This window comes from Halospina sp. K52047b (genome assembly GCF_008709855.1).
Lineage (GTDB): Bacteria > Pseudomonadota > Gammaproteobacteria > Pseudomonadales > Oleiphilaceae > Halospina > Halospina utahensis_B.
The window spans coordinates 1-16,366 of record NZ_CM018320.1; the positions used below are offsets into that span (position 1 = coordinate 1).

The window sequence follows — 16,366 nt, forward strand, 5'->3', positions numbered from 1 at the left end:
GGACGTTTATCAAGACTGAAATCGAGTCTTTGGCGTCAGCTGGGAAGGCGTCCAGAAAACGACCGTTTGCTTGCGATCAGAGTTTCGTCAGTTTCTCTTCGTGGACCATGGCAATTTTAGCAATCAACCCAGCGGTGGTCGCTGCGTCTCCAGCCGCGCTGTGAGCCTTCCCCTGGAACTCAACCCCGGCGGCGGCAGCGGCATTTACCAGGCTGATCGTCCCGTATTTGTTTGTCGGCCCCAAAAAATCAGCGGCAGCGTACATCGCACAGCGGCTATGGATTGGGAATTCATCATCGTCACCGTTCGCCCTCTGAGTTTGCCGGATGATCGGTACGTCGAACCCGGCATTGAAAATAACTACTAGCTTGTCTTGAAGAACAGCTTTCACCTGGTCAGAAATCTCCAACCAGGAAGGGGCTTGCTCCAAAACTTCAGCTCCAATGCCATGCACATCGAATGCACCTTCACTCACTGGAACAGTCGGTCGGCAGTAGCTCTCGAAAAGCACTGATCCGGAAGCATCCGTAATGGCGATCTCAACGATCTCGTCATGGTGATCGAGGCCGGTCGTTTCGGTATCGAGGAAAACCGGGTCCGCTTCCATCCATTCACTCACGCGCGTACCGGCTTTGCCTGATCGCGACGTCAGGTAAGCTTTTTGCGCGAATCGCCGCCGGTTCTCAATCTGTTTGGCGCTCGGTTCCGATTGTTTCTGTGAGGCTGCTTTCATGGGAACGCAGTCAGCCACCCGGTAGATTGAGCACAGAGTTTTGAAGGCATTTCTCACATGAGAGATTGGCTCCGCGTTAGGCGCAGGCTTCATGCGAAGCTCACGCTTTAGCCGTGCCCTGGAATAAGCCCGGTCTTGCTCGATTGCCTCGGCTCGCGCTTCTTCCAATGCGTTATCACTCATCATCGGCCTCCTCTTTCGCTGCTTTCTCCGCAACCCGGTCATCAACATCGGCATACCACCGGATGCCACCACCGCCACGCATCGGGTACTCGCGGCCAGTGACACCAAGCTGTTCTTCAAGGCGTTGCGCCCACTCGCGCACAACATCGGGCGACCCCATTAGCCGGACCTTCATGGCTAATCCTCCTTGCTGCTTTCCTCTTTGGTGGCGAGATTCCAGGCCCGCGCCTCTGCCTGCTCAGCCTTTTTCTCTGCGGCCTCCCGCTGCTGGCGCTCGCTGTCTCGCGCGGCGGCGGCATCGTCGGCCTGTTGCTTGGCGACTGCTGCCTTCTGATCGGCTTCGCTCCGCGCCTGGCGCTGCTCACTGGCGTCAGCCTGGGCGGCTTCAAGCTGCTGTCGCAGTCGCTCGATTTCCTTGTTGGCCGCATCCAGAGATTCGGCTTTCGCGCTGGCCTTTTCCTCGGCTCGGACCCTCTGCTGATCGGATTCCTGGGCCTGCTTTTCAGCCGTTCTGGCGCGTTCCTCGGCCTCCTTTTTGGCCTCTTTTTCCTCGTCCCGCTGCTCTTGCAACGTGATGACGCGGTTCCTGGCTTCGGCCAGTTCCTGGCTTCGATTTTCCGCAAGCTCCCGCGCCTCGTCGCGCTCCTTCGTTACGCGCTCAAGGTCATGCTGGAGCTGGTCACGTTCCCCTGCGATCTGATCCCGTTCAGCCTCAGACTGCTCGGCACGCTCGATTGCATCGTCCCGCTCTTGCTCCAAGGTTTCCCCGGCCTCGGCCAGTGAACCGGCTTCCTCTCGCGCTTCCTGAGCTGCCGCCTCGGCGTCTGCGCGAGCTTTGGCGGCGTGCTGCTCAATCTCGCGGCCAATCGCGGCGGCGAGGTCATCGCTCAGGCGCGGGGCCGGGCGCTCTGCCGGGGCCTGCGCCTGCCGCCAGGCGGCCAGGTGCCGGTGGATCGTGTTAGGCGACCCGGTTCCCATACGCTCGCGTATGCGCTGGATCGTAGGGCGCTCTCCGTCGCCCGTGATCGCGTCAGCGGCGGCGGCGACTTGATCGTAAGTGATTCCACTTCGAGCCATAGTGTATTGCTCCATATCGTATTATGTATTTCATATTATACAATATACGATACAATATGCAATACGAAATATGATACAGACATTAAAAAACCGGCCTGGGCCGGTTCGGAGGGGAAGGGATTTTTATTCCGAGAACGTCAAAACACTTATAAATTGGATTACCGGCGTCAAAATCATTTCAGGCTTGGGTTATTGGGGTCGTAACCAGGATGCCGCTTCCAGCCTGGCTCCTTCCCGGCATCCAGGGCATCGGTAAGCTGCTGGTTCCAGTCTTTGCCTTGCTCTGGTTCATCACGCTTCGCTCCGGGGGTCAGTTCCTCGATCCGTGCTGCGAGCTTGTCGCCTGGTTCATCGGCGTCGGTGCCAATCACTACGGAAGCGCCCCGCTCCTGGGCCTCGGTCAGCTTCGCCGCCAAAGCCTCCCACTGCTCGGGCGACGGTTGGCCCCCAATACTGATATAAGCAGCCTCGGTGTCCCCGGTGATTTCAGCATGGCTCAAGGCATCAATGGCGCTTTCGGTGACGACGATCCTTGGCGCGTGCTCAATATTGGAAGTGACCCAAAGCCGCTTCTCGCCGCCACGGCTGAACCCGGTAAAGTCGCGGTTTTTCAATTCGTAGCCACTTAACCCGGCTTCATCGTAATGCGGGAATACCGCATTGCCCCGGCTGTCCTGACGAATCACCTGTGCAAACCGGCGATCCGTCAGCGTCTCGCTGCTGATCCCTCGTTCTTGCAATCGCGGGTGCCCGCCCTTGGGCTGCGACTGCATTTGGGCAAACGAACCCATTGCTGCCTGCCGGTTCGCGTTGCTGGGTTCCGGCTTTCGAATTCGTTCGGGAATGGGCAACGGGCGGTAGGAAGAAGAATCTCCGCACCAGGGCCGCAACTCCTTGCGGGTCTGGCCGAGGTTCAACCCCTGCCGGCGCTGCACAAAGTCGATGATGCTGCCGTTGTCCTGGTCGTCCCGAACACTGAAATAGATGCCGTGGCCGTCTGTGTCAGTGGCGATGATGATTTTGTCGTCGTCGGACTCCCGGCGCATTACCGCGCTGTTCCGGCTGCTCTCGCGCCGGTCGAGCTGGTAGCCCTGGGCGGCCGCGTATTCAGCCAAGTTGATCTCGCGCTTGAAGTCATTCAGTTCATTCGCTCGATTCTCTCTCACTGCTTCAATTCCTCGGCTAAAAGATCGTGCACTTTGTTGTACTGTTCGATCAGCTTGTTCTGCGACTGCGCTAGCTGCTGCATTTGCTTCGCTGAGTCCGTGACCTGCTGCTGCAAGTCCTCGATCCGCTGCAATAAGCGTTCTTCGCGCTGCTTCGACACGGCTTCGGAATCCCTCAGCATATTGATTAACTTTGTCTCTAACTCTGTCATAACCAGCCCTCACTGCTTCTTTAGCTTCACTAACCAATCGCCTGACTCGGTACGATAGAGGTTCGGTTTGTCGGGACCGAAAATCAGATAACCGTTTCCCGATTGGTCTTGTTTGAACGCCACTCCCACCGGAAGATCGTTCAGCGTCTGCTGCGCCTGGCTGATCTTCTGATCCAAGCTGATCAACTGGCTCGACTTGTACTGCATCCAGCCCGAGAGTCCCGCCAAGATAGCTACGAAGATCATGAAAGCGGGCAGGCTGTATTTCAGCCAACCCCATTTCAGACTGTTCAGCGCTGCGTTCCGGTTCTTGGTTGATGCGCTCCCAATCTCTTTCAGGTCGGCTTGAATCCTTTTCTTTGTCGAGTCTCTGGCTTTCTTCGTGCTCGACTCCAAGTTCTCGACCAGGCCGATGATCTCCGTCAGATGCTCGCTGATACCGGCTTTTGTGGTATTCAGTTCGTTGTTCAATCCATCCCGCAAGGCTTTCGCGTGCCGCTTCAGCTCGCTCAACGTGTGTTGTTCGATCTGATCCCGGTCCTTCTCTTTCTTCTGCTCGATCTGCTGCGATAGCTGCTGCATCGAATCCTTCGCCATAGATGCCCCCCTTCAACCTCAATGCTTTTTCAAACCCTTCCGGCTTCACCGAAATATATTCTTTCCCTTCCCTAGTGATTTCCCCGATTTCTTCCAGTTTTGAGCGGATACCCTCTCGATCACTTATTTCGCCATCTGCGATCCGCTCAGTAAGCCATTCAGTGATCGTCTCTTTCGCCGTAGCTCGATCTTCCAGGTGCGGTTTTCCATATGTGCGTTCGCGGCTCTGAACCTGGGCGCGTGCCGGATCGTCCGGCCTGGCCCATCCGTTTTCATAGTTCAGGGCGTCTCTCAAATGGTCGTAGTACTTAGCATGACCAGGCGGAGCAATGTTTAGAGCCTTGCCAGTCGTTAGCTCCTGCCGTGGCACGACCATGTGAAGTTCTATATTTCCTTCGTGGGCGTGCCTTACCCATAAAATGTCGTACTGGTCGGCATCGAGGCCCGCGAAGGCCAGGGCCTCGAACTCGTCCATCACCTGTTGCTGCTGTTCTTCAGTTGGAGCATCTTCAGGCGCGAACGCAATCACCCCGCTGGTGTAGCGGTATTTGTGCTGACAGTGATCGATCAGCGTCCTAGTTGTGTCCGGGTTTCCGCGCAGCACTTCGGGCGGCGGAACTCGCTCCCGCCAAACCTGGTTGTCGTTTTCGTCCTTCAGGTAATTCCCTTGATCATCAGTCGCACGGACCTCATCCCCGGTCAGATATTCCGTGGGTCCACGGCCACCTCCGCGACCTCGACCAAAGAACTTAATCAGCATCATCGGCCTCCGGCTGAAGTCGGGCCGGTGAATGCTCGGCCCGAATCTCAGCAAGGTCGCGCTCCAGCGCGATCAACGCGGCCAGCACCTGGTCCGCCTCGGCGTCCGACTTGTATGTGTTCGCCCATCGGCCAATCTGGTTAAGGTTGTTGCCGATCCGGCCAAGCTCCCTGATCAAGTCAGGATCGACCCGCTTCGACGGCTTCCGTCGAACTGGCGGCGTTCGCCGCGTGAGCTGGAAGCCACCAACGGAACGCCGGATGAGATCAGCAACGCTAACGCCATGCGCCTCGGCAAGCTGTCGCCACTGAGCGTGCTCATCATCCGAAACCTTCACATGCACCCACTTGTTTCGAACCAAAACGACCACTCCTTTTTCCTACTGCCCAGACCGCGCCAGCGGTCCCACGACCTCCCGCCCTGGCGGGAGGTCAGCAGGCTTAGGCCTGCCCTGGGGCCCCGCTTGCGGGGTGGGGGTTGCAGGGGGCGAAGCCCCCCACCAGCCCCCGGCAGCGTAGCTACCGGGTAGGCTGGCTTTCTCTCTTTAACTTCAGTATAGCACGATTTAGGCTGTTTCTAGGTATGGGGGCTCGTTGACCAGCGGAGCTGGTCAGGGCAGTAGGAAAAGAAGGTGGTCGCTGGGTTTTCGGTTAGTGCTTGATGGTGGTCACTGGGGTGTTTTCTGGCGGTGGTAGTCCGCCCCAAAAAGGGCGGGCTATCCGCCGCCCTGGATATCCTGAATATCCTGTATATCCTGCCGGATTCGGGCGGCTGTGAGTAACCACCGGGCGGCTGTGAGTAGGTTTCGGGCGGCTGTGAGTAGGTTTCGGGCGGCTGTGAGTAACTGAGCAAGAAGCCACCGCGAGTCCGCCAGGCGGTCACCGGCATTACCTGGGGAGCAATCGGGCGGCTGTGAGTATTTTACCGGGCGGCTGTGAGTAATTTGGTGCTTATCCTGGTCACTTTAGCTTTACACGGTTTTTGGTTGAGGTTATATCGATGCCTATCTCATCGAGCAAGTCGGCGTCTTGCCTCAGCCGGTAGCGTCCATTGTGTATAGCCTTTTTGTTGGCGCTTTCACCAGAGACCGCGAGTATCAAAGTGTCGATATGCCAGCCTCCGTTGGGCTGGTTTTTGTGAGTCAGGATGTGCCTCGCAACGGCTTGGCTGATGCCGTGACGCAAGCGAGCAATCGGTGCAGGCTGGTAATAGAGGTTTAAGTCGTGATCGAGCAACGTCACAAGCGCAACACCGAGGCGAACGCGCCACAAGTTCCGCTCGCCCCCGGTAAGCGGATCGCGTCGGGTTCTCGGAGACGGTACAGCATGGTCGATAAGCCCCCCGATGATGCGATCACCGCTGGCTTCCATTTCGGGCGTAACTATCTCGATGCTGGCGGCTCTAAGCTCGGCGGTTAAGTCCTGAATGCCGCTGTAGCTGTATTGATGATCACTGAGCATTCGGCGCAAAGCAGCAGGATCAACTAACAGTTCAACGCCACCATCATCGGTATCGCGGCGGCGTTCTGCGACGTACAGCATCGCTTCCAGAACGTCGGCATGGCGCTGCCCAAGCCTGCCGGTGACTCGGCATCGGCCATATTGCGTCTGCACCCAACTGCCTCGCCGGTCCCTTGGGCGCTGGCTTGGCTGAAAGAGAACAACGCGAGCCTGTAAGACGGTGCTTGTTGGGGTTACTTTGTTGCCTGATTCACCAGTCATCGCGGCTATCCTTAGCCGGTTTATTAGATGCGGCTTTCCGTTTCTTGGGTTGCTTCTCTTTCTTCTCCAGGGCTGTCGGTGCCAGGACACCGCCCTCAGTGCGCCTTAAAAAGCGATCTTCCAACGGTGGGCCATAATTCACTTTGCTGATCCCGAACCTTACATGGCTTCGGATAAATTCTTCTTCAACGCCCCATTCCTCGGCTTCCTTCTGGCTCATGCCCGCTAAAAATGCTTGCCAACGGATGTTATCGACCAACACTGACGATCCGCGGCTTGCCTGCTGCTGGTCGCCCTGGCCGGAAAGCGCGGCGGATTTGCTGGCGTGGTGCAAAAAGACAATCGCGCAGCCGGATTTCTCGGCGATGTATTCCATTCGCCCAATAACCTCTGCCATTGCTCCGCTGTCGTTCTCGTCACCCAAGTGGAATCGGCGCAGAGTGTCGAGAATCATCAACCGTGCGCCAGTCGCGCCACGAATCAAGCAGTTTGTCCAGCGATCCGTCAGGATGTTTGGCTGGCGTCCAATCAGCGGCTCGATCACCAGGTTTTCCGCTACAGCTGGCCGCTGCTCTGGCTTGATGTGCTTGCCTAAATGGTGGATTCGGTGCGTTATGGCGTGCTCGGGATCTTCCGCAGGAAGATAGATAACGCGGCCAGTTTTGACCTCGCCCAGCTCCAGCAGATCGGGACCGCCCGCCAGGGTCGCCCCGATCTGAAGGGCGGCCATGGATTTGCCAGCCCCACCAGGGGAAACAATAGCGCCCACGGTTCCTGCCGCCATTCCAGGCAAAACGTAATCGAGCGGTTCCGGCTCATTCTCAAAGGCTGCTAAAATGTCGATAGCCATATATGACCTCCTATTCAGGTCAGAGTGGTTGAAGCGGTCGGGGCGGCCTCCCCGGCTGCTTCGCTTTAAATCCCGTCTTCGTCGTCCGTATCGACAACACGCGAATTGCTTTCCAGTTTATCTAGGTACTCGTTAATCGCTTGATCGAGAAGGTGTGATTGACTGGTTTCGTGCATGACAGCAGCCATTTTAAGGCGCTTGTGGGTCCCTGGATCGAGGCGGAACGATGTAGATACACTGTTTTCTGTCGCGCTCCGTTTGTTCTGGTTAGCTCGTTTCTCCGCCCCTCGAACAAACTTTTCGGCGCTTTCGGGTACGTCCAGGGCATCCCCTAATCGAGATCCGCTGCGACTCCCGTTTGTTAGGTCATTGAATCGGTCGCTCATTTTGCAGGCTCCTGTGAGGGATTTTTCCTAAGCAGTATCTTCAACACGGATTCGATCTCCGATTTTGCCTTCTCATCGTTGTGTTCATAGACGGTCCCGCCGTATTGTTCGGAATCGTCGTAAGCAACCCGCTGACGGATTACCGCATCAGTGACCTCGATGCCCTTGGCTTCGATCGCTTCTCTTGCTTCGTCGATGCGTGTCCAGAATGTCGGCAACGGGTTGGTTCGATTGAAGACAACTCGGGCAGTTATGGGGGTTGTGCGCGATTCGTTGGCTTCGCTGATCAGTGACCCGATATGGCTGACAGCCATCAGATCGCGCCTGGAGACCTGAGTTGGGATAATAGCCCGGTCAGCGATCAATAGGGACGAACGAAGCGCGGTCGAATCAGCACCGCCGCAATCGATGACAATGTGCCGATAGTAGCGTATGTGCTGGCGCACAGTTTCGATCAGGTTTCCTGCCAGGTGCTCGCAATCAACCTGGTCGGCATCCGGCCTGTGCTGTCGGCGCTGAACAGACCAGTAGTAGCTGGTCCCTTGGGGGTCGGCGTCAATCAGTAAGGTCGGCTTCCCGGTCATAGCCAGTCGCACAGCGGCATGTGCTGACAACGTGGATTTTCCGACGCCGCCTTTTTCGCTGCATACGGTCACAATCATAAGGTTCTCCGGCTTTTTTAATACATTACCGCATGAGGCAATGAACTGCAAACCGTAAGACCGCATGAGGTAATGAGGTTTTGCGGTTTTTAGGTTTTTGGGTAAAGCTTTATTGATATATTACTTTATAGCGTTAAGTAAATTATCATTGACATAAGCAGGCCAGGGCTAACGCCCTGCCCTGCTGCCAGTGAACACTGGATGTGCAGGCCAGCATTTTGATTTTCGCGAATATACTGCACTTCCATACCGTTTCCCGCCTAGCCGAATCCTCCAAGACGCTCAAACGCCACAACGGGAAACCATCCAATCCGGCCAAATACCAAAACGAAAACCCGTAAAAACGCCGCGCTGACTGCCGCCAGAACGCCCAATCACGGTATCTGGGGCACATTCAAGCCACGATTTCGTAGATGAAAGGCAGTGTGGCTGTGGCATTTAAAGTCGGCTGCAACCCTGAAAAACGGTACGAAAATCAAAAACGGTACGAACGTCAAAAACGGTACGAAAATCAAATGCCGTGCAGGCCGGTTAAACGCCACAACGGAAATCCGCCCAAAAGCGGCCCCGGATCGGCGCGACAGCGCCGGATAACGGGGTTTGGGGCGCCCTCAAACCACGACCATGTAGATGAAAGTCAGTGCTACATCCGGTGGAGGCCCTAGCGATAAAAGAGCCAGGCACTCTTGGCCGGCTTTTAGCGGACCGTGCTACATTGCGCCGCTCATGCGAGGCATTCGAGAGGAAAGGGATGAGCACGGGAGTGTACTGGGATGACCCAGTAACCGGGCTGCGGTATTCGCTGGAGGCGTTCGATCACTTCGAAACGTGCTTCTGGATCAAGCGTGACAAGGCCAGCGAGCCGCAGCCCGTGGATGTGTTCGTGCGCGTGTCGAACCACTGCTACACCCGGAAGCGTAAGGATGAGCCCTCCGAGGCCATTATGGATACACAGCGCCATCGCAGCGGCACGGTTGAAGAGCGGGTTTTCTGCCCGGACCGGTGGCAGTTCGGCCAGGGCCTTCCGACCATCATCAATAGCCTGGCTGACAAGCGGTGCTGGGAGGGCGATGCGCTGGAGGTATTCTATCGCCACGAAGGGGCTCCGGCACCTCAGAGCCCGGAAGGGTGGTACCTGTGCTTTCGCCTCGATTACCGGCGCAATAAGTCCATTCCTGTGCAGCTGACGATCCGATCCATCCACTGGCGGCCAAACCAGCCCCAGGGCGTGCGACGACATCCACCCATCCCGTTCAAAAAGCTCTTGGCGCGGTTTCTCAATCGCAAGGAAGGCAAACAGTAGGGCTGCAAGTAGAAAAGCCCCGCGTTGCGGGGCTCTCTATGTAAGCTCACTGCCGGGCGTCTTGGTTATCTCCACCCCTGGTGGAGACCAGCGTATGCTGGCGCCATGATCACTACCTAAACAGGGATGTTTAGGACACCGGCTGTCATAATCACAATTCAACTATATGCGCATTATGCGCATTCGGCTAATTGATATCTTCAATGGCACCGGTAGCATGCGATATTGGCAGGCCAAATTCCGCTAATCGCGGCCAACATTCTTCATTGCGGCCAGGTCGGAATCCGATACCGGCCCCTTTTGCGCGTGCTTCATTTGCGCGATTGAATTGGCGAGGTGTCGGGCATTGGCTGGCGAGTCTTATAAAGGTTGAAACACCAGTGCCGCAGAACCGGCATCATCAAAACTCAAGACCATTTTTGGTGATCAATAGGCATTTTAGCGGCCCAAGGCGTCAATCGAGGTCGGACACGCGCCTGAGAAGTCGCTTCTCAGAGAACCGGCGAATACCACGCCTGACGCCTATGTTAAGTTTCAGGGTGGGCGCCAATTGATCGGGGATTGATTCGATGACGCGCAAGCGAAAAAAACTTGATGACCTACTGGCAGAGTGTGACCCGCACGCACCCATGCCGGATGAACTGGTTGACTGGGAGGATGCGCCAGCCGTTGGCCGCGAACCCCGGATGCTGGCCAACGGGCGGCGTTTAGTGCTCCCGTTTAGGGAAGCCGATTTGCTGACCGGGCTGACTGGCTACACCGCCCATGCCGACGAAGCGGCAACGCTGATGCCGTGCGAGACGGACCCGCAGCACACCTTGAAAGGCACTGTGCTCCGTTATGTAGATCCGATGGAACCAGCCTCAGACGCGGAAGATTGGGAGGCATTATCCCCAGATGCAGGGGATAGCCCTGTAAATAAACGCCGTTGCTGAACGTGTGGAGGGGGTTAAACGTGCCTACTTTTCCTCAGAGCTTATGCTTTTGCACCCTCGTCCATCTATGCACAAATATGCGGAACCTGTGAATTTGTTATATCTATGTGTCACTTGAGCATTGACCTTATCGAATTTATAAATTCCTCCACTGAAGAGAATTGCGATCGCTATCGCTAAAGTCCCAAATACTACCGCTTTTTGAAGGTTGTCCATACTTTTACCTCATATAGAAATCCGTCACCTTACTTCAGCAATGTCGATATTCCTGAATTCAGGAAATAATTATTAAGTTTCCATCAATACCAATAATGAGACTATGAGCTTTCCAGTGCCGGCAAGTTGTTGGTCAGCCGCACCGTCTCCACGCTCACCCGCACCACTCGTTTGACCAGATCCACGATATAACGCGGGTCATCCGACCACTCGTTCGGATCGTTCACGATCCCCGTGGTCTTGTCCTTGCTCCACTGATAGCGCTCCATCACCCACTCCAGGGCCGACTTGCCATTAACGATGTACTGGTGCGCCTCATCGGGAATGCCGGACAGCGTGACGTGGTTGTTGACGACGACCGTGGATTTATCCGGACTCCGAGCCTGGCCGGCAAAGCGCATCTTGTGAACCTTGTAGAGTTGCTCTGGCTCAATGGCCAGCGCGTTGCTGTGCTCATCCAGCGGATAGGGCTCGACCGTTTCGTAGTTCAGGTGCCAGTACGCCAAGTCCCGGCCCGCCTGGCTGAAGGCCCAGAAAGCCGGTGCATAGGGGATGCGCGGCAGCTCTTTTTTGAGCTCAACCCCGAACTTTTCACGGTATTCCGGTGAGTGAAGTAGGCCATAGGTGTAGTAGAAGATGGCCTCTTTGTTGATGGTGTCATCCCCATAATGAGCACGGATTTCGTGCAGGGCCGCATCCGTGATGGCATCGCGACGGACGTATTCATCCGATGGATTATCGAATAGGTCCTGTTTGCTTTGATCAGGTTTTTCATAGTAGTTCAGTGGGAGACATTGACTGCCTCCTGGAAGAGCATTCAGATCAGGTATTGTATCTGTGATCAAGCATGAGAATGGATTAGAAGCACTAGTTCCTGGTACTTGGATGAGAAGATTTCCATGGTTCGGTGTTGGAAAAATCGAAGGCATTTGGTATCGATTATTACTCAACACCTTGCTGTTATAGAACCATTGACGGAAAAAAGGACGATATTGGGATACAACAATACGACTATTATCAAAAGGTTCACGCTTCTGTCTTGCTGCGCATTGGTACATTTCCCGATCCCATTTAACCTGAGTAGGTTCTTTTCGTGCATTTTCCTTGATGTAGTTAAATCGCTCAGTTGCCGTTTGTAGAGGTGAGAGATTTGGGGAAAGGCGATCAATTTCCGAATGATAAACCCCAAGCTGAGTTAGAGCATTATCTTTCAAACGCTCAGAACTTGAATTATAAGCCCAAGAATCTCGGCTTGTAGCTACCCCGCGTGAACGGAAAGTGAAAATTCCACCTCTGTCGGCTGTAAGAGGTTTCATCTCGTAGAATTTATCATTCCGCTGATTGATCCAGTCGTAATAGTCATTAGGCGTGATGGTGTCCCAGGGGATGCCTTGGTAGCCACCAAAAGAAGTGATGAGTTCAAGCTTCTGCTCACGAGTCAGATAATCGCCAATGTCATGGAAATGGATTTTTGCCGGCCCCGTGTGATCAGGATCTTTGATCAATAGTGTAATGGCGACAGGTGCCCGTGATCCCTGCCCGAACACTTTCCCCCCTTCTCTGCGGGAAAGCTCTCCTGAAGTACGCTGATTGCCGCGCAAATGAAAAACATAGACTTCGGAGAAGTCATCCTGAACGCATTTACGGAATCCTGCCGTGGCATCGCCGTCGATCCAGCCACCGTTTGACACAAACGCAATTACGCCTTTGTCACCAATGCGATCGGACGCCCAGCGGAATGCCCGAATATAGGAGTCGTACAGGCTGTTTTTGAGCTGTGAGCGAGAATGGTATGCGTACGTTTCTTCGATGCGGCGATCCAGTCGGTCATAACTGGTACCACCCTGGGTCCCCGAGTAGGGCGGGTTGCCGACGATGACCTGGATGGGTTGCTCGTTCTGGTGTTCGACGCGGGCATTGTTTTCGGGCAGGACCTGGTGATCCACCATGTCCCGGCCTTCGCTCATCTGGAAGGTGTCGGTCAGCACGATACCCGGGAAATCGCCGCCTTGTTCTTCGTCAGTATGAACACGGCCGCGAAACGCACTCTCGATATTGACTGCCGCCACGTAGTAGGCGAGAAGGACAATCTCGTTGGCGTGGAGTTCCTGCTGGTACTTGCGGGTCAGGTCCTCACCCCGGATCAGGTTTTCATGCTGGAGCAGGCGGGTGATGAAGGTTCCGGTGCCGCTGAACGGATCCAGAATATGGACGTTTTCATCGGAAAGCCCGCAGTTGAAATGATCCTGAAGGGCGTCATTGGCGGACTGGATGATGAAGTCCACGATCTCAACCGGGGTATAAACAATGCCCAGACGGCCAGCCATATCCTCAAAAGCCGACCGGAAGAAGCTCTCATAGAGCCCCTTGATCAAGTCCTGGCGGGATTTCTCACTCTGCGCCAGTGCCGCCCGGTTGCGGATCTGTTCGTAGAACCGTTCCAGTTTGTTGGTCTCACTGTCGAGCCGATACTGGTTCAGCGTCTCGGTAACTCGCTGGATTGAGCGCGAGACCGGGTTTTCCTGGATGAATGAACGATCGGGGAACAGCGCGTCGAACACCGGCTGGGTAATCCGGTGCTGGGCCAGCATTTCGATGGCCTCATGCTCGGTAATCCCCGGGTTCAGGTTCTCGCGCAGCCCTTTCCAGTATTCATCAAACGCCTCCCGGGCATCGGGATTCTCCAGCAGGGCCTCGATGCGGGCGATGATGTTCTGAGCGATATTGGCCACATCCCGGGCCCAGTCATGCCAGTAGTCGCGGTCACCGAGCTTGCGGGGGATGGCGGCGTAGATGTGCTCGGAAATGTCCCCGATGGGAAGGTTCTCGAAGCCGAACTCAAACTGATCCGGGGTATCGTCGCCTTCATCATCGGCGTCGCCGCCGCCCCCACTGCGCCCAACAACCCGGATCTTGCGCCGGAACTCCGCCTCATCCACAAGGCGCTCATCATGCGCCCGAAGCGCCTTGATGACCTTCCAGACGCCTTTGAACTGTGGGTCCTGGTCGATGTACCTGTCGTAGTTGGTCAGTTCGCCAGCCGGCATGGATACCGGCAGGATGATGTAGCCGTACTCCTTGTCCGGAGCTTTGACCGCATCTTTGCGCATGACCCGGCCCACGGACTGGACAATATCAACCGTGGAGTCGCGGGTGTCGAAGAAGATCACCGAGTCCAGCGCCGGAACGTCAATGCCCTCGGACAGACAGCGCGCGTTGGACAGAATCCGGCACCGTTCGCTTTCCGGGTCGCCTTCGTTCAGCCACTCAAGGGCGTTCTGTCGCGCGAGTGCGTTCATCTTGCCGTCCACATGCTGAAGGTCGCACTCAAGCGGGTTGGTGTGGCCGGTGTGCTCTCGGTGGTACAGCGAGATCAGCTTTGGGAACACCTCGGTCAGTGTCTTGGAATTTTTGATGGAACTGGCGAAGGCCACGGCGCGTTTCATTGGGTGGCGGTCCACATCAGGCACATCATCCTCGCCTTCCTCGCCAACCAAGCGCACATCCTCCTTGGCCAGCCCCTTCCAGGTGCCAAGGATCTTGGCGACAAACTGGGTATCAATGGCCTTGGCGTCCTCCCCTTCATCGAGGCTGGCCTGATAGGTGTTGGCAAGCTCCGGCATCTTGTCCTCATCCACCGCTACCAGCAGCACCCGGTAATCGGTCAGAAGCCCCCGGCGCACCGCCTCGCCGAAGTTGAGCTCATAGATGGTGGTCCCATAGCGTTCCGGGTCATCCATGGAGTAAAGGACCGCCTGGTTTTCCTCGGCCCTTTCGCGGGACTTGTTGCCAAAGATCCGCGGGGTGGCGGTCATGTAAAGGCGCTTAGCCGCCTCGACATTCTCGTTGGAGTGGACCTTAACGAAGCTCGAGTCGTCCTTGTCCTCGGCCAGCGTGATGCCGGTAGTGCGGTGTGCCTCGTCACAGATCACCAGATCGAAGACGCCAATGCCCTGGGACTGTGCATCGCGGATCACATCAATCGAGTGATAGGTGGAGAACACGACACTGGAGCGCTCAGGCTTGGCCTGCTCATGGGCGCTCATGGCGCCGGCGAGTTTGAACGGGTCTGTGGTCGCCGGGTACGCCAGGTCGTGAACCGGAATGTCGTCCTGGTCCCGGCCGACACCGGAGTCTGAGCACACGGCGAAAGCGTTAAAAGGCATCTCAGCATCGCTGGCCCACTCGCGCAGCGTCTGGGACACCAGTGAAATGGACGGCGCGAGGAACAGCACCCGGCCGCCGGCCGCCACAACGGACTCCATAATTCGCAGTGCGGCGAAGGTCTTGCCGGTACCGCAGGCCATGATCAGCTTGCCGCGGTCCTGGTTCTGGAAATGGGCCTCAGTCGCTTCTTTGGCCTCTCGCTGGTGAGGGCGAAGCGTTTTCCCTTCACGCCGGACCATCCGCTCGGGCTCGAAGGGATTGAACTGACCCCAGTCGATGGGACTGGCATCAAGCGTGGACAGGCTGATCCGCTCGACCGGAGGGTTCTGATCGGTCAGCGCCGACTCAGCGAGGGACGACCATCGGTTGGTGCTTGAAACAATGACACGCTGGCTGAAGGTGTGGCGCTCACCGTTGACCTCAAAGCTGCGCCCGGAGGCTGTGAAAAACGAGTCAATATCGCCCTTCTGGATGGTGTGATCCGGCAGGTGAAACTTACACTGGATGGCCCAGTAATCCCCGGTGTGGGTGCGGGCGACCAGATCAATGCCCACATCCTGACCCCAGTTCTGTGGCCACTCACTCCACAACCACACATCCGTGAGCTCGTTGGCGTACTGGGGATCAGTCAGCAGATAGTTCCGGATCAGGCGCTCAAAACGATTGCCCAGGATCCGGTTGTCAGCGCCGTCCTCGCGCATCTGCTGGAGAACATCCTCGATACGAGCCATTGATCCGTCCTTATAGTCCATGGTTTTTGAGCAGGCTCACTGCTATCAGTCAGCAGGATCTCGATTGGATCACGAAACCCGTGCCAATGACGCATTCAGTGTGGTTCTGGAAACCTTAAAATGTTCAGCCACTTCTCTTTTGGTAATTTTCGGGTCGGATAGCATAGCAGCCGCCTTCTTCGCGTCGGCATCGGACATTGCCGGTTTTCGGCCCCCTTTTCTGCCTCTTGCCCTGGCTGCCTCTAACCCTGCTTTGGTCCGCTCCCGGATCAGGTCGTGCTCGAATTCGGCCAGGGCACCAAATATGTGAAACACCAGCCGACCACCGGAGCTTGTAGTATCAATCGCCTCTGTCAGCGACTTAAAGCCGATCTCCCGGTCATTAAGATCCTGGACAATCTCTACCAGGTCTTTAAGAGATCGAGCCAGCCGGTCCAGCTTCCAGACAACCAGGACATCGCCCTTCCTCAGAGTACGCAGGCACTGCGACAGCTCAGGTCGCTCTTTGGACTTGCCGGTCACTTTTTCCTGGAAGACCTGCTCGCAGCCCGCTTTTTCCAGGGCGTCTACCTGGAACTCCGCCGTCTGGTCCTGAGTGCTGACACGCGCATAACCGATGAGCATAAAAGGTACCTTTTCTGTTCATAGATTTTTTTACGCGATTGTT

Annotated in this window: 15 protein-coding genes and 1 pseudogene; 2 read left to right on the forward strand and 14 right to left on the reverse strand. The window is 56.1% G+C overall.

Translation table 11 applies throughout. From position 1 onward, the window contains the following. Window positions 1–76: 76 nt before the first annotated feature. From F3089_RS00005 to F3089_RS00040, 12 genes and pseudogenes are all read right to left on the reverse strand, one after another. On the reverse strand, window positions 77–919 hold the full coding sequence (locus F3089_RS00005) for a 3'-5' exonuclease (protein ID WP_192497220.1): 843 nt from the start codon (window positions 917–919) through the stop codon (window positions 77–79). Then, window positions 909–1,091: a hypothetical protein gene (locus F3089_RS15810; RefSeq protein WP_192497221.1), complete on the reverse strand. Its 183-nt coding sequence runs from the start codon at window positions 1,089–1,091 to the stop codon at window positions 909–911. Before F3089_RS15810 ends, F3089_RS00005 begins: the two co-directional genes overlap by 11 nt. 2 nt (window positions 1,092–1,093) lie before the next feature. Beyond that, window positions 1,094–1,993 (reverse strand): DNA-binding protein, encoded by a 900-nt coding sequence (locus F3089_RS00010; RefSeq protein ID WP_192497222.1) that lies wholly within the window; start codon window positions 1,991–1,993, stop codon window positions 1,094–1,096. Window positions 1,994–2,166: 173 nt separating this feature from the next. Beyond that, window positions 2,167–3,159, reverse strand: a complete 993-nt coding sequence (locus F3089_RS15975; RefSeq protein WP_225741619.1) for a DUF3991 and TOPRIM domain-containing protein — start codon at window positions 3,157–3,159, stop codon at window positions 2,167–2,169. Then, window positions 3,156–3,371: a hypothetical protein gene (locus F3089_RS15980; protein ID WP_225741620.1), complete on the reverse strand. Its 216-nt coding sequence runs from the start codon at window positions 3,369–3,371 to the stop codon at window positions 3,156–3,158. Before F3089_RS15980 ends, F3089_RS15975 begins: the two co-directional genes overlap by 4 nt. Window positions 3,372–3,380: 9 nt before the next feature. Beyond that, window positions 3,381–3,968: a hypothetical protein gene (locus F3089_RS15985; protein WP_225741621.1), complete on the reverse strand. Its 588-nt coding sequence runs from the start codon at window positions 3,966–3,968 to the stop codon at window positions 3,381–3,383. A gap of 280 nt (window positions 3,969–4,248) precedes the next feature. Continuing rightward, window positions 4,249–4,731 (reverse strand): annotated as a pseudogene (locus F3089_RS16185) (relaxase/mobilization nuclease domain-containing protein); the annotation flags it as partial. Beyond that, complete coding sequence (locus F3089_RS00020) at window positions 4,718–5,089, reverse strand: plasmid mobilization protein (RefSeq protein WP_192497223.1); 372 nt, start codon at window positions 5,087–5,089, stop codon at window positions 4,718–4,720. The gene F3089_RS00020 and the pseudogene F3089_RS16185, both read right to left, overlap by 14 nt. Window positions 5,090–5,687: 598 nt before the next feature. Next, window positions 5,688–6,449 (reverse strand): ABC transporter ATPase, encoded by a 762-nt coding sequence (locus F3089_RS00025; RefSeq protein ID WP_151438847.1) that lies wholly within the window; start codon window positions 6,447–6,449, stop codon window positions 5,688–5,690. Then, the gene (locus tag F3089_RS00030; RefSeq protein WP_151438848.1) at window positions 6,439–7,299 is read right to left on the reverse strand and encodes a helicase RepA family protein; all 861 of its coding nucleotides are present in this window, start codon (window positions 7,297–7,299) and stop codon (window positions 6,439–6,441) included. Before F3089_RS00030 ends, F3089_RS00025 begins: the two co-directional genes overlap by 11 nt. A gap of 65 nt (window positions 7,300–7,364) precedes the next feature. Then, entirely contained in the window at window positions 7,365–7,685 is a 321-nt protein-coding gene (locus tag F3089_RS00035; protein WP_151438849.1) for a hypothetical protein, read from the reverse strand. Next, window positions 7,682–8,347 (reverse strand): AAA family ATPase, encoded by a 666-nt coding sequence (locus tag F3089_RS00040; protein ID WP_192497224.1) that lies wholly within the window; start codon window positions 8,345–8,347, stop codon window positions 7,682–7,684. The genes F3089_RS00035 and F3089_RS00040 overlap by 4 nt, the downstream gene beginning before the upstream one ends. A 751-nt stretch (window positions 8,348–9,098) precedes the next feature. Between F3089_RS00040 and F3089_RS00045 the strand changes: the two genes are divergently transcribed. Further along, window positions 9,099–9,650, forward strand: coding sequence for a YjaZ family protein (locus F3089_RS00045; protein WP_151438851.1), 552 nt, complete (start codon window positions 9,099–9,101; stop codon window positions 9,648–9,650). Window positions 9,651–10,219: 569 nt separating this feature from the next. Continuing rightward, a complete protein-coding gene (locus F3089_RS00050) occupies window positions 10,220–10,585 on the forward strand; it encodes a hypothetical protein (RefSeq protein ID WP_151438852.1) in 366 nt (121 codons plus the stop codon). 317 nt (window positions 10,586–10,902) lie between these two features. On the opposite strand, the gene F3089_RS00055 is transcribed toward F3089_RS00050, so the two are convergent. Together F3089_RS00055 and F3089_RS00060 are read right to left on the reverse strand one after the other, a co-directional pair. Further along, window positions 10,903–15,699, reverse strand: a complete 4,797-nt coding sequence (locus F3089_RS00055) for a DEAD/DEAH box helicase (protein ID WP_151438853.1) — start codon at window positions 15,697–15,699, stop codon at window positions 10,903–10,905. Between the two features lie 69 nt (window positions 15,700–15,768). Beyond that, entirely contained in the window at window positions 15,769–16,323 is a 555-nt protein-coding gene (locus F3089_RS00060; RefSeq protein WP_151438854.1) for a recombinase family protein, read from the reverse strand. Between the last annotated feature and the right edge of the window lie 43 nt (window positions 16,324–16,366).

Coding starts and splice junctions, on each gene's coding strand:
- F3089_RS00005 (WP_192497220.1), bottom strand. CDS start 919: ATGATGAGTGATAACGCATTGGAAGAAGCGCGAGCCGAGGCAATCGAG.
- F3089_RS15810 (WP_192497221.1), bottom strand. CDS start 1,091: ATGAAGGTCCGGCTAATGGGGTCGCCCGATGTTGTGCGCGAGTGGGCG.
- F3089_RS00010 (WP_192497222.1), bottom strand. CDS start 1,993: ATGGCTCGAAGTGGAATCACTTACGATCAAGTCGCCGCCGCCGCTGAC.
- F3089_RS15980 (WP_225741620.1), bottom strand. CDS start 3,371: ATGACAGAGTTAGAGACAAAGTTAATCAATATGCTGAGGGATTCCGAA.
- F3089_RS15985 (WP_225741621.1), bottom strand. CDS start 3,968: ATGGCGAAGGATTCGATGCAGCAGCTATCGCAGCAGATCGAGCAGAAG.
- F3089_RS00025 (WP_151438847.1), bottom strand. CDS start 6,449: ATGACTGGTGAATCAGGCAACAAAGTAACCCCAACAAGCACCGTCTTA.
- F3089_RS00030 (WP_151438848.1), bottom strand. CDS start 7,299: ATGGCTATCGACATTTTAGCAGCCTTTGAGAATGAGCCGGAACCGCTC.
- F3089_RS00035 (WP_151438849.1), bottom strand. CDS start 7,685: ATGAGCGACCGATTCAATGACCTAACAAACGGGAGTCGCAGCGGATCT.
- F3089_RS00040 (WP_192497224.1), bottom strand. CDS start 8,347: ATGATTGTGACCGTATGCAGCGAAAAAGGCGGCGTCGGAAAATCCACG.
- F3089_RS00045 (WP_151438851.1), top strand. CDS start 9,099: ATGAGCACGGGAGTGTACTGGGATGACCCAGTAACCGGGCTGCGGTAT.
- F3089_RS00050 (WP_151438852.1), top strand. CDS start 10,220: ATGACGCGCAAGCGAAAAAAACTTGATGACCTACTGGCAGAGTGTGAC.
- F3089_RS00055 (WP_151438853.1), bottom strand. CDS start 15,699: ATGGCTCGTATCGAGGATGTTCTCCAGCAGATGCGCGAGGACGGCGCT.
- F3089_RS00060 (WP_151438854.1), bottom strand. CDS start 16,323: ATGCTCATCGGTTATGCGCGTGTCAGCACTCAGGACCAGACGGCGGAG.